Below are 13778 nucleotides of genomic sequence, written 5' to 3' on the forward strand. Positions count from 1 at the left end.
CCTATGCTAAATCAAGCTCCAACAGACATGGAGCATGAACATGACCAGCGACCACATCCTTGAGCTTGCCGTTTGCATCGTTCTCGACAAACCCGCGGCGACAGCCACGCGCCGCCGGGCGATGCAGGCCGTTTCCCGCTATCCCGGGTTCGTCTCCTGGCGCGCCGTCGATTCCTGCGAGACCTCGGGCATGTTTGCGGACCTGGTCGAATGGGAGACGCTTGAGGCCGCCCAATCGGCCGGTGAGCGCGTTCGGGTCGATCCGGAGTTTGCGCCTTACGCGGCGACGATCAGCGCGGTAATGCTGGTGCAGCATTTTACCGACGGCCAGAAGATCTGAGCGGCCAGAGAAACGAGCGAAGGACTGCCGAGCGATGGCCGAACCACTGAAGAACCTGCTGCACTCCGGCGTCGTCACGGACATTGCCGACCGGATCGCCCGCAGCACCAGCGCCTTCGATCGGGAGAAATTCCTGCGGCTCGCAAGCGACGGCCTCGAAACGCTGGAACTGATGCAGCGTTCGCTCAAGATCCGTGATGCGCTGGTCGAAACACTGCCGCAGCCGTTCCCTGAAGCGGCCGCCATTCTTGCGGCCTGCCTGCCCCGAGACGATGCGTCCGGTCTCAGCGGCTGGGCATTGCTCCCCCTCAGCCAGTACGTTGCCTTGCGCGGCCTTGGGGAGTTCGACCTGTCGCTGTCGCTGCTGCGTGCACTGACGCCGCATTTCACCGCCGAGTTCGGCATTCGCGTCTTCATCGATCGCGATCAGGAGCGCGCTCTTGCGACGATCCGCTCCTGGACCCAAGACGCCAACCATCACGTCCGCCGGCTGGCGAGCGAAGGCACGCGCCCGCGCCTACCCTGGGCCATGCGGCTGCCGAAACTCATCCGCGATCCGAATCCAATCCTGCCGATGCTGACGGCCCTGATCGATGACCCCGAGGACTATGTGCGCCGCTCGGTTGCCAACAGCCTCAACGACATCGCCAAGGACCATGCGGATCTGGTGGTGGCTTTCGTCGCGGGGCATATCGGCGACGCATCACCGGAGCGCCGCCAGTTGCTGCGCCATGCCTCGCGCACGCTCCTGAAGCAGGGCCACCCGGACGCGCTTGGCAATTTCGGCTTCGCGCCCCCGGCTGGCATCAATGCCAGGTTCACGCTCGACCGCTCCGAGATCGTGCTCGGCGAAAGCGTCGGCCTGCGCCTGGCCGTCAGTCATGACGCCGAGACGAGCCAGAAGGTGATGATCGATTACGCCGTGCATCACCGCAAGGCGAACGGCGCGACATCGCCGAAAGTGTTCAAATGGACCTCGGCGACGCTTGAGCCCGGCGGCTCGATCGAGATCGAAAAACGGCATGCGATCCGACCGATCACCACCCGACGTTACTATCCGGGCGCGCACCGCGTCGTCATTCTCGTCAACGGCCAGGAAGCGGCTGAAGCCGGCTTTGATCTCGCGCTGGAGTAGATCTCATTTCGCACCTGCGAAAAGATGCACCTTGACTTTTTCGCCCAAAACGACGACATGGTGCCCAGCGTCACCTTCAGGCCGCCGCGTGAGCGCGCCCTCGGCACCACAGAAAGCCGTGAAGAAGGAAAAGCGCACCCATACGCCGCAAGCGGCGACAGCACAGGCGCTTGACGACTTTTTTCTTAACCCACAAGTTCCCAATTCACGCGGGGTTCTTGACGCCAAACGACACCGGAACAGCAAGGATGCGGTTCCGGCGAATGCGTTTGGCGCCCCCAAAAGGTATATGCATTTGTCCACCTTTAAAGATCTCGGCCTCTCCGAGCACATTCTGGAGACCCTGTCCGCCAACGGCTTCGAAAAACCGACGCCGATCCAGGCGCAGGCAATTCCTCAGGTGCTGAAGGGCAACGATCTCATCGGTCTCGCCCAGACCGGCACCGGCAAGACGGCCGCCTTCGGCCTGCCGATGATCGAAAAGCTCGTTGCCGAAGGCAAGCGCCCCGATCCGCGCAACATCCGCGCCCTCGTACTGGCCCCGACTCGCGAACTGGTCAACCAGATCGCTGCCAACCTCAAGCTCTTCGTCAAGAAGTCTCCGCTGAAGATCGGCGTTGTCGTCGGTGGCGTCTCGATCAACAAGCAGACCGAACAGCTCGCCCGCGGCGTCGACATCCTGGTCGCAACGCCGGGCCGCCTGCTCGATCTCGTCAACCGCAAGGCCGTGACGCTGACGCAAGGGCGCTACCTCGTGCTCGACGAAGCCGACCAGATGCTCGACCTCGGCTTCATCCACGACCTGCGCAAGATTTCCAAGCTCGTGCCGAAGAACCGCCAGACGCTGCTGTTCTCGGCCACCATGCCGAAGCAGATTGCCGAGCTTGCCGGCGAGTACCTGACCAACCCGATCAAGGTTGAAGTCACACCTCCGGGCAAGGCCGCCGACAAGGTCGAACAGTATGTTCACTTCGTTCCCGGCAAGGACCTGAAGACGACCATCCTCAAGAAGACGCTGACCGACAATCCGGACGGCCTGTCGCTGATCTTCAGCCGCACCAAGCATGGTGCCGAGAAGCTGATGAAGCACCTCGACCACGTGGGCTTCAAGGCCGCCTCGATCCACGGCAACAAGAGCCAGGGCCAGCGCGAGCGGGCACTGAAGGCCTTCCGTGACGGCGAGATCCGCGTGCTGGTCGCAACCGACGTCGCCGCCCGCGGCATCGACATCCCCGGCGTCACCCACGTCTACAACTACGACCTGCCGGAAGTGCCTGATGCCTATGTTCACCGCATCGGCCGCACCGCGCGCGCCGGCCGCGACGGCATCGCGATTGCCTTCTGCGCTCCGGACGAAATCCGCCTGCTTCGCGACATCGAGAAGCTGATGGGCATCAACATTGCTGTTGCCAGCGGCGAAGCGCCGGCCGACCAGGCCCGCCCCTCCAAGAGCCGCAGCGGCCGCGGCAATAACGGCGCCGGCCACCGCAAGGGCAATGGCGGCGGCCAGCACCAGAACGGCGGCCGTCCTCCACGCCGTGAGCGTCCGGCCGGAGAGCCGGTTGCCGCCACCAGCGGCTTTACCGGTGACGACCTGCTGCGCGACGAGCGCCGTCCGCAGCGTCAGGAGCGTCGCGATCATGGCCATCCGCAAAACGACGGCCGTGGCGAAGGCAACCGCAATCACGAAGGCAAGAAGCACCACGGACGTCCCGGCCAGAAGCAGGGCGACCGTCGCGACCGCAACCATGGCGGCCGCACCGAAAACCGTGGTGGTGGCGAGCGTCGCGAAGGCGGCCAGGGCCAGCGTCGTGGCAACGGCGGCAACCGCGGCCACCAGGGCTGATTTCTAAAAATCGCTGAAATGAACGGCGGGCCTAAGCGACCCGCCGTTTTTTTATGCCCGCTGCTTGCGGTTGGTAAGATAAACGCCCGCGACGGCGATCACCGTTCCGATGACCATCGGCAGCGTCAGCGCTTCGCCGAAGAAGAGCCACGCCTGCACTGCGGCAAGCGGCGGCACGAGATAGATGAGCGAGGCTGCGCGCGACACCTGGCCGCGGCGGATGAGATAGAGCAGCAGCGCAATCGCGCCCATCGAAAGCCCTAGGACCGACCAGGCGAGTGCGAGCACGACCTGGAGGTTCCAGGTGACGTGCAGATCTTCCAGCAGCAGCGCCAGCGGGATCGTCACGATCAGCGCGCCGAGATATTGCAGTGCTGCGATGCTGCGGATGTCGCCGCTCTGGAGATGGCGCTTCTGATAGAGCGTGCCATAGGTGACGGCGGCCATGCCGAGCACGTTGACGATGACAGGCAGGAGGTGGATCGGCGTCGCGCCGGTATCTATCGCCAGCACCTTCGGCAGCACGGCTAGCGCAATGCCGAAGAAACCGAGCACCAGTCCGAGCTTCTGTTGGGTCGTCAGCTTTTCGTCGATCACGAAGGCCGCCGCGACGGCAGTCATCAACGGCTGCAGGCCGGCAATGATGCCGGAGATACCGGCGGGAACACCCTCACCGATCGCCCACCAGACGGCGCCGAGATAGAGCCCGTGCAAAAACATGCCTGACACCACGGCATGGCCGGCCACCGACCAGGACTTTGGCCACCGGGCGCCGGTGACGATGCAAAACAGGATGAAGAGCGCGATCGCCAGCGTGTAGCGCAAAACCAGAAAGGTCAGCGGATCCGCGTAGGCAGCCGCATATTTCGCGACGACCCAGCCGGTCGACCAGAGCAGAACGAAGATGGCGGGAGCCAGGCGGGCGAGCATGATGGGCCTATCGGATAACGGCGGCAGAGCGGCGGCGTACAGCCCGCTCAACGGAAGGCGGCCTCAAGTCGCTGAATACTCTGATCTACCGGATGATTTCGAGCCTAATCATTGCGATTTAGGCATTGAGGCAAGTAGACGCGACCACACTGATGGTCAAAGCAATTTTTCTGATGGCAAGCATCAGCCAATCGGAACCATCAGCCGGAGCGAGGAAAGCGACAGCGAAACGAAGCCCGGATCATATTCCTCGCGATAGTGCAGCACGGTGGTATCGGCAGCGTGTCCCTCAGCCGCCATCCAGTCGAACATTCTCTGATAGTGGGCAAAGGCGTCGCCGCTTTCCGGATGATGCAAGGCGGTGACAAAACGCATGGCCGGCAGGTCGACATGCCCGGGATGAACCGTTGTCTCGGCCTTGTCGGAGATGTAGCCGACAAGATAGCGGAAGCCGTCCGGGCGGTCGTTCCAGGAAAGGCCGACCAATGCCGCATGATCCCCCGGGTGAAGATGTTGATGGTGCCCCTGCATCTCGGCGATCAGCCGGCGCACGGCTCCATCGGCCGCCTCACCAAAAGTGCCTTCCCAAAACGAGCCGGCTATACGCTGGGCCGGTCTTTCGACGATTTCGAACGCCATGACCACCTCATCAAACGAAGGTCCTGCAATTTTTGGCCTGTCACACGAAGGCCAATCGCAGGAGTAGAACGGAATTTGCCTCAAAGCAGTTCCACGAAGGCGCGGGCCGCGTGGCTGAACTGCCTCTCGCGATGGGTCAAGAGTTCGAAATTGCGCTCCGCCAGTTCAAACGGCAACTCGACCAGCCGGCCGCTATCAACGAAGGGCTGGGCGGCGAGCCGGGACACGGCCGTGACGAAAGGACCGCTTTCGACCGCCGTCAGCACCGCTTCGTTCGAAGGCAGCTCGAGCTCGATCTTCAACCCGTCAAGCTCCGCTCCATAATCCCCCATCGATTGCAGGAACATTGCCCGCGTGCCGGAGCCCTCTTCACGCAGCACCCAGCGCGCGGCAAGCAGCATCTCCAGGTTGACCGGGGCGCCAATAATCGGATGCATGGGCGAAGCATAGACCGCGATGCGATCGACCGCGACGCGGCGGTGGTCGAGCTTGGCACCATCGACCCGCCCTTCGACGAAGCCGAGCTGCACCGTCCCCTCCTCTACCGCCTCGGCAACGACGGCGGTGTTGCGCACGGTGAGTTTCACGTCGACCTGCGGATAGTCGTGGGTGAAGCGCGCCAGACGCGCCGGCAGCCAGTAGCTCGCAACCGTCTGGCTAGCGGCAATCGACAGTTCGCCGCGGCGAAGCTGGGAAAGATCGTTGAGGCAGGCCGCCGCGGCCATCGCCCGAGCGAGAACCGCCCTCGCCTCCGGCAGGAACGTCTTGCCCGCGTCCGTCAGTGCCAGACCACGGCCGACGCGATCGAACAGACGCACGTCGTGCTGGGTTTCGAGCGCCGCGATGGCAGCACTTGCGGCCGACTGGGTGACGTTCATCGCCTCGGCGGCTTTCGTCATGTGCAGGCGCTCGGCGACCGCGACGAAGATTCTAAGTTGATCGAGTGTCATGGCAAATCAATCGCAAAAATCGATCAGAATGACAAGAATAATCCGTTAGACTGATTCATGGATCGGCGTAGGTTGCCCGCCATGTCCAGATCGCATCCCACATTTCGCTCCGCATTTTGCTCCGCCTCCTCCCGCCTGACCTGCATTCTTCCGGGCCTTTTCCTCTGCTGCCTCGTCGCGCTCGCGGCCATCGGCCTTGAATGGATCGAGTGGCGCTGGACGGGCCGGGCATGGCTGGAGGCCCTCGTTCTTGCCATTCTGCTTGGCACCCTCGTCCGCACGATCTGGACGCCCAGCGCCCGCTTCCTCTCCGGCATCCATTTCTCCGCCAAGGTTCTGCTGGAGACCGCAATCGTCCTGATCGGCGCCATGCTGAGCTTCGATGCGCTCGCCGAAAGCGGGCCGACCCTGCTTGTCACCATCGTCGCCATGGTTGTCATGTCGATCGCCACCGGCTACCTGATCGCACGGCTGCTCGGCCTGCCGAAGCGGCTCGCGACCTTGATCGCCTGCGGCAACGCCATCTGCGGCAATTCCGCCATCGCCGCCGTCGCTCCGGCAATCGGCGCCCGCGGCGAAGAGGTTGCCGCCGCCATTTCCTTTACCGCCATTCTCGGCATCGCCGTCGTCCTGTCTCTACCCTTCGTCGGCGGCTGGCTCGGCATGACTCCGCAGGGCTACGGCGTCTTTGCCGGCATGACCGTCTATGCCGTGCCGCAGGTTCTCGCCGCTGCCAGCCCTTTCAGTTCGCTCTCGGTTCAGGTCGGCACGCTCGTCAAGCTCGTGCGCGTGCTGATGCTCGGCCCCGTCGTCTTCTGTTTCTCGCTGATCGGCGGCCGCGATGCTGAACCTGAAGCCGCACCGAGCGAACGCCGCACAGTGGGATCGCGCCTCACTCCTGTCGCCCACTTCGTCCCCTGGTTCATCCTCGGTTTCCTGGTCGTCGCCATTGCCCGCAATAGCGGCGTAGTCCCCGACCCGGTCGCGACAGGCGCCGTGAAGGTCTCCACCTGGCTGACCGTCATCGCCATGGCCGCTCTCGGCCTCGAGGTCGACGTCCGCACGCTCGCCAATGCCGGCCCGCGCGCCAGTGCCGCTGCCCTGCTCTCGCTTCTCGTGCTCTGCATCCTGTCAGCGCTCGCGATCCCTTGCCTGGGCCTCGGCTAGCACCGAAAATCCGCGCCCAATTTTAGAGCATATGCATATTTTGCAGCCGCTCGGCCGCCACACCTTTCGGCGGCCGGATCCCGCTGCCGGGTTGTTGGGCAGTTTTCCCCGTGAATGGGCGAGAAGATCGATGCCAATTTTCTTTTCCGGCGACTGAGCACGCTTCTTGCATTGCAACCAGCGTTGTACTCAAATGGTCAAAAATAAGGGGACCACGCCTTTGGCATTTGACGAAATGATGAATGCGGACAGCAGTCCGCGCCAGCCATATTCGACCTATCATGAATGGTATGCCAGCCAGGACAAAAATCGGCTCATAGCCAAATCCAGGGAAGCCGAGAACATATTCCGGAAAACCGGCATCACCTTCGCGGTCTACGGACACGCAGACTCATCCGAAAAGCTCATCCCCTTCGACCTCATCCCCCGCATCATTTCCGGCCGCGAATGGCGCAAGCTCGCCCAAGGCATCGAACAGCGGGTCATCGCGCTCAACGCCTTTCTCGACGACATCTACCACAAGCAGGAAATCATCCGCGCCGGACGCGTGCCGCGAGAGCTGATCGAGAAGAACGTCGCCTTCCTGCCGCAGATGATCGGCTTCAGGCCGCCGGGCGGCGTCTACACCCATATCGTCGGCACCGACATCGTGAGAACAGGTGAAGATCAGTTCTACGTGCTCGAGGACAATGCGCGCACGCCATCCGGTGTCAGCTACATGCTGGAAAACCGGGAGACGATGATGCAGATGTTCCCCGAACTCTTCCATCAGAACCGCGTGCGCCCGGTGGAGAACTACCCAAATCTCTTGCGCCAGAGCCTGGCGTCGCTGGCACCCCCCGGCTGCAGCGGCAAGCCGCGCGTCGCCGTGCTCACGCCCGGTATCTACAACTCCGCCTACTATGAACATGCCTTCCTCGCCGACATGATGGGCGTCGAACTGGTCGAGGGTTCGGATCTGCGCGTCATCGACGGCAAGGTGAAGATGCGCACCACCCGCGGCTACGAGGCGATCGACGTGCTCTACCGCCGGGTCGACGACGACTTCCTCGACCCCCTCACCTTCCGGCCGGATTCGGCGCTTGGCATTCCCGGCATCATGGATGTCTACCGCGCCGGCAACATCACAATTGCCAATGCGCCCGGCACCGGGATTTCCGACGACAAGGCGATCTATTCCTATATGCCCGAGATCGTCGAGTTCTATACCGGCCGCAAGCCACTGCTTGAAAACGTGCCGACCTGGCGCTGTTCCGAGCCACAGAGCCTGAAATACGTGCTCGAACATCTGGAAGAGCTGGTGGTCAAGGAGGTGCACGGATCCGGCGGTTACGGCATGCTGGTCGGCCCGACCGCCAGCAAGAAGGAGCGCGCCTTCTTTGCCGAAAAGCTGAAGAGCCGCCCGACCAACTACATCGCCCAGCCGACGCTTTCGCTTTCCACCGTGCCGATCCTCGTCAACAAGGGTATCGCACCCCGGCACGTCGACCTTCGCCCCTATGTCCTCGTCTCCGACAAGGTGCAGATCATTCCCGGCGGCCTGACGCGCGTCGCCCTCAAGGCTGGTTCGCTCGTCGTGAACTCCAGCCAGGGCGGCGGGACCAAGGACACCTGGGTGCTGGAGGACTGAGACCATGTTGGGAAGAACTGCAAACGGTCTCTACTGGATGTTCCGCTACATCGAACGCGCCGAAAACAGCGCCCGACTGATCGATGCCGGTCTGCGCATGGCGCTGACCCGCAGCGAAGCGACGGAGGGCGACTGGGACGGCGTGCTGCAAAGTGCGGGCGTGCGCGAACTCTACGACGAGGTGCACGAGACACTGACGAGCATCGACGCGATCGATTTCCTTTTGCGCGACCGCGCCAATCCGTCGAGCGTGATGTCGTGCATCGAGGCGGGACGCCACAATGCGCGCATGGTCCGCACGGCGCTGACGCGCGAGACCTGGGAAGCGACGAACGAATGCTACCTCGAAATGAAGACGATCCTCTCCAGGAAGGCCCGTCCGACCGACATGCCCGAGATCATCGACACGATCAAGCGCCGCGCCGGCCTCATCCGTGGTGCCTTCCACGGCACGATGCTCCGGAACGAGATCTTCAACTTCTCGCGCATCGGCACTTTCATCGAGCGAGCCGACAACACCGCCCGCATCCTCGACGTGAAATACTACGTGCTCCTGCCGGCAGTCGCCGCCGTCGGCTCGTCGATGGACAATGTTCAGTGGGAATCGATCCTGCGCTCGGTCTCGGCCCACCGCGCCTATGGCTGGGTCTATGATGCCGAGCTCCGCCCCGCCAACATCGCCGACTTCCTGATTTCCAACGGCCGCATGCCGCGCTCGCTTGCCTATTGCTACGAGAAGATCGCCAGTAATCTCGGTTACCTCGAACGAGAATATGGCGAGCGCCACGCCGCCCACGACACGGCCGACCGCACGCTCGCGTCGCTGCGCAGCCAGTCGATCAAGGACATCATGGATGTGGGCCTGCACGAGTATCTCGAAGACTTCATCAGCCACAACAACCGTCTGGGACAGGAAATCTCCGACGGTTACCGGTTCAACTGAGCTCGGGAGGATGGCATGCACCTGAAGATCAGCCACACGACCGAATACCACTATGACGAACCCGTGCAATACGCGCTGCAGCGCCTGCGGTTGACGCCACTGACCCAGGCCGGCCAGACCGTTCTCGGCTGGGATACCCTTGTCGATGGCGCGGCAATCGAAGTGAGCTACGACGACCACTTCGGCAACCGGGTTCATCTCGTCAGCGTCGACGGCGACCGCGACGCGATCCGCATCACCGCCTCCGGCGAGGTCCATACGGAGGACCGCGCCGGCGTCTTCGGGCCGCACCAGTCCTACGTACCGCTCTGGCTCTATGCCCGCGAAACGCCTTTGACCAAGGCCGGCAAGCTGATCCGCGAACTCGCAAAATCCGCCGAAGGCGACACCGACCTTGCCCGCATGCATGCGCTGATGGAGACAATCTACAAGGCGGTGGAATACAAGCCCGGCGAGACCCACGCGGAGACGACGGCCGAGGATGCGCTCGAAAGCGGCAGCGGCGTCTGCCAGGACCACGCCCACATCCTGATCGCAGCGGCGCGCTCGCTCGACCTGCCGGCGCGCTACATCTCGGGCTATCTGATGATGGAAGGCCAGCCGGATCAGACGGCAAGCCACGCTTGGGCCGAAGTGCATCTGAACGGGCTCGGCTGGGTCGGCTTCGACGCCGCCAACAAGATCTGCCCCGACGATCGCTACGTTCGCATTGCTTCCGGCCTCTGCTACCGCGACGCCGCGCCGATCTCCGGCCTGATCCATGGCGAGGCCAAGGAGACGCTGAAAGTTTCGGTCACCGTCGAGCAAAAGCAGCAAAGCCAGAGTCAGAGCCAGTCACAAAGCCAGTAGCCTCTGCGCCAGTAACCTCTTCGATGCGGCGCCATCGACGCCCCATCGAAAGCTGGATCGCCCGGCATGAAAGCCGCAGACGCCCGCCCGGTCGTTTGTATTTCTAGCGCGAGGCGCTCGCCTGCAGGATGCGGCAGAGCGAAACCAGTCCGCCGTCATAGCCGCCACTGACCACGTCGCGGCAACGCTTGATGAGCTTGACCCGTTCGGCGCTCGACAGCTTGTTGAACGCCGTGAGCGAGGCGCCTGGAGAAACTGCGCCACCGGAACCAACACCTGCACCGCCACCGCCCGCACTGCTGCTGCTTCCGCCGGAACTGCCTGTGCCGGTCCCAAGCCCCAGGCCCACCCCGACATCGACACCGTTGTCGCCACCGCCGGTATTGACGTCGAGGCCGGCAGTCAGGCCACGTCGGCCACCAACACTGGCGTCAACGGAAGAGTTGAGCCCGTTGTCACCGCCGAGACCGATATCGGCATCCGCGTTGATGCCATTGCTGGCACCGACGCTCGCCTGCGCATCGGCGTTGACGCCGCGCGAACCGCCGACCGTGGCATTGGCGGCGGCGTTGACGCCGTTGGCACCGCCCAGCGACGCGTCGACGTCGGCATTCACGCCGTCCGATCCTCCGAGCCCCACACTGGTGTTCAGCCCGTTCGCTGCGCCGACGGACAGCCCGACACCGAGACCATCGCGCTCCGCGCTTTGGCCAAATGCCGGCGCGGATAACGCCACCGTCGCAAGAAGACCCAGCGACAACGCAAGCACATTCTTCCGCATGATCGTCCTCCTTCTCAAGCGTAGGGCCGGAATGACCCAGGCTAGAGGAGACGTCGGAAGATCAAGTCTCGTTGCGCTGACTCTACCGGAAGCCAAACGTTTCGGAGGTTGTAGATAATACAAACCGAAGACGTGCAAAGATTGCGCTTCTTTTTGAAACGACTGGCCGGAGCGCGAATGGAAATGCCGCACCGACGAGCGGTGCGGCATTGCACGCCAGCAAACAGAAAAGTCAGTGGCTGTCGCGGTTCATCGGGATTTCCAAGCCGCGCGGGCCGACGAGGAAGTCGAGATCCGCCCCCGTATCGGCCTGCATGACCGTCTTGACGTAGAGACCGCCATAGCCGCCGGCAAGCGGCTTGACCGGCGACACCCAGGCCGCACGACGACGGGCGAGTTCCTCGTCCGAAATGTCGAGGTGAATGGTGCGGGCCGGCACGTCGACGGCGATCATGTCGCCGTTCTCGACCAGCGCCAGCGGGCCACCATCGGCCGCTTCCGGTGCCGTGTGCAGGATGACCGTGCCATAGGCCGTGCCGGACATACGCGCGTCCGAAATGCGGATCATGTCGGTGATGCCCTTCTTCAGCACCTTCGGCGGCAGGCCCATATTGCCGACCTCGGCCATGCCCGGATAACCCTTCGGGCCACAATATTTCAGCACCATCACGCAGGTCTCGTCGATGTCGAGATCGTCGCGGTTGATGCGGGCGTGATAGTCCTCGATGCTCTCGAAGACGACCGCGCGGCCCTTGTGCTGCATCAGATGCGGCGAAGCGGCCGATGGCTTCAACACGCAGCCCTTCGGTGCCAGGTTGCCACGCAGAACAGCGATGCCGCCCGACTGCGTCAAGGCCTTTTCGCGCGGCACGATGACGTCGTCATTGTAGTTGGTGACGTCCTTGACGTCGTTCCAGATCGTGTCGCCTGTGACGGTCAAGGCATCCTTGTGCAGGAGACCCATTTCGCCGACCGCCTTGATCACGACCGGGAGACCGCCGGCGTAGTAGAACTCCTCCATCAGGTATTTGCCCGACGGCTGGAGGTTGACGATCGTCGGGACGTCGCGGCCGAGGCGATCCCAGTCGTCGAGGCTGAGATCGACGCCGATGCGGCCGGCAAGCGCCAGGAGGTGCAGCACGGCGTTGGTCGAGCCGCCGACGGCGCCGTTGACGCGGATGGCATTCTCAAAGGCTTCCTTCGTCAGAATGTCGGACGGCTTCAGGTCCTCCTTCACCATGTCGACGATGCGGCGGCCGGAGAGCTGGGAGATCACTCGACGGCGTGCGTCGACGGCAGGAATGGCCGCGTTGCCGGGCAGCGTCATGCCGAGCGCTTCGGCCATCGAGGCCATGGTGGAAGCCGTGCCCATGGTCATGCAGCTTCCGGCCGAACGGGCCATGCCCTGCTCCGCGTCCATGAATTCTGCCAGCGACATCTCGCCGGACTTCACCATCTCGGAGAACTGCCAGATCGCCGTACCGGAGCCAACATCCTTGCCGCGCCACTTGCCGTTCAGCATCGGGCCGCCGGAGACGAGAATAACCGGGATATCGACGCTGGCAGCCCCCATCAGCAGGCTCGGCGTGGTCTTGTCGCAGCCGCCGAGCAGCACGACGCCATCGACCGGATTGCCGCGGATCGCCTCTTCGACGTCCATCGCTGCAAGGTTGCGGAACATCATCGCCGTCGGACGTAGCGTGCTCTCGCCGACGGAGAACACCGGAAACTCGACCGGGAAACCGCCGGCCTCATAGACGCCACGCTTCACCCGCTCGGCGAGATCACGCAGATGCGCGTTGCACGGCGTCAGCTCCGACCAGGTGTTACAGATGCCGATGATCGGCCGTCCATCGAACGTATCGGCCGGCAGGCCCTGGTTCTTCATCCAGGAGCGATGCATGATGGCATTCTTGCCGGTGCCGCCGAACCAATCCTGCGAACGCAGCTTGCGCGGCCATTCAGCTTTCTTCTTCATCTTATCCTTCCTTGGGCGGCCCGCGCAGTCACGCGGGCCTGTGACGGCGCCCGTTAAGCGAGCGTGTAGGCCGTCTTGACTGTGGTGTAGAACTCGGCGGCGTAGCGACCCTGCTCGCGCGACCCGTGGGACGAGCCCTTGCGGCCGCCAAAGGGCACGTGGAAATCGACGCCGGCGGTCGGCAGGTTGACCATGACCATGCCGGCCTCGGCATTGCGCTTGAAATGGGTCGCATGTTTCAGGCTGGTGGTGGCGATCCCGGAGGACAGGCCGAAGGGGGTGTCGTTGGCCACCGCGAGCGCCTCGTCGTAGTCCCGGACGCGGATGACGGACGCCACCGGCCCGAAGATCCCTTCCCGCGAAATGCGCATCTGATTGGTCGCCTCGGTGAACAGCGCTGGCTGCAGGTAGAAGCCGGGCGTGTCGCGCTTCAGCAGCTCGCCGCCAAAGGCGAGCTTCGCGCCCTCCTGTTTGCCGATGGCGATATAGTCGGTGTCCTGGTTGAGCTGGCCCTCATCGACCACCGGGCCGATATGGGTGCCGGCCTTCAGCGCGTCGTCGATCGTCAGCCCCTTGATCCGTTCGCCCAT

The 13778-nt window shown here is 63.4% G+C and carries 13 protein-coding genes; 7 read left to right on the forward strand and 6 right to left on the reverse strand.

Features of this window, described 5'->3' with window-relative positions:
• Positions 1-40 precede the first annotated feature (40 nt).
• From BLU35_RS18815 to BLU35_RS18825, 3 genes are all read left to right on the forward strand, one after another.
• Positions 41-340 carry a hypothetical protein gene (locus BLU35_RS18815; RefSeq protein WP_057252963.1) on the forward strand — a complete coding sequence of 100 codons (300 nt, stop codon included), beginning with the start codon at positions 41-43 and terminating at the stop codon, positions 338-340.
• Between the two features lie 34 nt (positions 341-374).
• Positions 375-1475 (forward strand): DNA alkylation repair protein, encoded by a 1101-nt coding sequence (locus BLU35_RS18820; protein WP_093234021.1) that lies wholly within the window; start codon positions 375-377, stop codon positions 1473-1475.
• Positions 1476-1770: 295 nt separating this feature from the next.
• Positions 1771-3321 carry a DEAD/DEAH box helicase gene (locus BLU35_RS18825; protein ID WP_093234037.1) on the forward strand — a complete coding sequence of 517 codons (1551 nt, stop codon included), beginning with the start codon at positions 1771-1773 and terminating at the stop codon, positions 3319-3321.
• Between the two features lie 51 nt (positions 3322-3372).
• On the opposite strand, the gene BLU35_RS18830 is transcribed toward BLU35_RS18825, so the two are convergent.
• The 3 genes from BLU35_RS18830 to BLU35_RS18840 form a co-directional block, all read right to left on the reverse strand.
• The gene (locus BLU35_RS18830) at positions 3373-4251 is read right to left on the reverse strand and encodes a DMT family transporter (RefSeq protein WP_058321187.1); all 879 of its coding nucleotides are present in this window, start codon (positions 4249-4251) and stop codon (positions 3373-3375) included.
• Between the two features lie 183 nt (positions 4252-4434).
• Positions 4435-4890: a GyrI-like domain-containing protein gene (locus BLU35_RS18835; protein ID WP_113511358.1), complete on the reverse strand. Its 456-nt coding sequence runs from the start codon at positions 4888-4890 to the stop codon at positions 4435-4437.
• Between the two features lie 80 nt (positions 4891-4970).
• On the reverse strand, positions 4971-5840 hold the full coding sequence (locus tag BLU35_RS18840) for a LysR family transcriptional regulator (RefSeq protein WP_093234023.1): 870 nt from the start codon (positions 5838-5840) through the stop codon (positions 4971-4973).
• Between the two features lie 81 nt (positions 5841-5921).
• Between BLU35_RS18840 and BLU35_RS18845 the strand changes: the two genes are divergently transcribed.
• The 4 genes from BLU35_RS18845 to BLU35_RS18860 all read left to right on the forward strand — a co-directional run bounded on the left by BLU35_RS18845 (position 5922) and on the right by BLU35_RS18860 (position 10429).
• A complete protein-coding gene (locus tag BLU35_RS18845; RefSeq protein ID WP_199536446.1) occupies positions 5922-7007 on the forward strand; it encodes a YeiH family protein in 1086 nt (361 codons plus the stop codon).
• Positions 7008-7242: 235 nt separating this feature from the next.
• Positions 7243-8637: a circularly permuted type 2 ATP-grasp protein gene (locus BLU35_RS18850; RefSeq protein WP_058326564.1), complete on the forward strand. Its 1395-nt coding sequence runs from the start codon at positions 7243-7245 to the stop codon at positions 8635-8637.
• Positions 8638-8641: 4 nt separating this feature from the next.
• Entirely contained in the window at positions 8642-9580 is a 939-nt protein-coding gene (locus BLU35_RS18855; protein ID WP_057252951.1) for an alpha-E domain-containing protein, read from the forward strand.
• A 15-nt stretch (positions 9581-9595) separates the two neighbouring features.
• A complete protein-coding gene (locus BLU35_RS18860) occupies positions 9596-10429 on the forward strand; it encodes a transglutaminase family protein (RefSeq protein WP_057252949.1) in 834 nt (277 codons plus the stop codon).
• Between the two features lie 103 nt (positions 10430-10532).
• Here BLU35_RS18860 and BLU35_RS18865 read toward each other — a convergent pair whose 3' ends face one another.
• From BLU35_RS18865 to BLU35_RS18875, 3 genes are all read right to left on the reverse strand, one after another.
• Positions 10533-11210, reverse strand: coding sequence for a hypothetical protein (locus tag BLU35_RS18865; RefSeq protein WP_093234025.1), 678 nt, complete (start codon positions 11208-11210; stop codon positions 10533-10535).
• Between the two features lie 232 nt (positions 11211-11442).
• Positions 11443-13188: an L-arabinonate dehydratase gene (gene araD / locus BLU35_RS18870; RefSeq protein ID WP_093234026.1), complete on the reverse strand. Its 1746-nt coding sequence runs from the start codon at positions 13186-13188 to the stop codon at positions 11443-11445.
• A gap of 53 nt (positions 13189-13241) precedes the next feature.
• Positions 13242-13778, reverse strand: a 537-nt coding sequence (locus BLU35_RS18875) for an aldehyde dehydrogenase family protein (protein ID WP_143032951.1), incomplete at its 5' end; no start/stop codon positions are given.

Origin of the sequence: Sinorhizobium sp. NFACC03 (assembly GCF_900103435.1) — a bacterium.
GTDB lineage: Bacteria > Pseudomonadota > Alphaproteobacteria > Rhizobiales > Rhizobiaceae > Ensifer.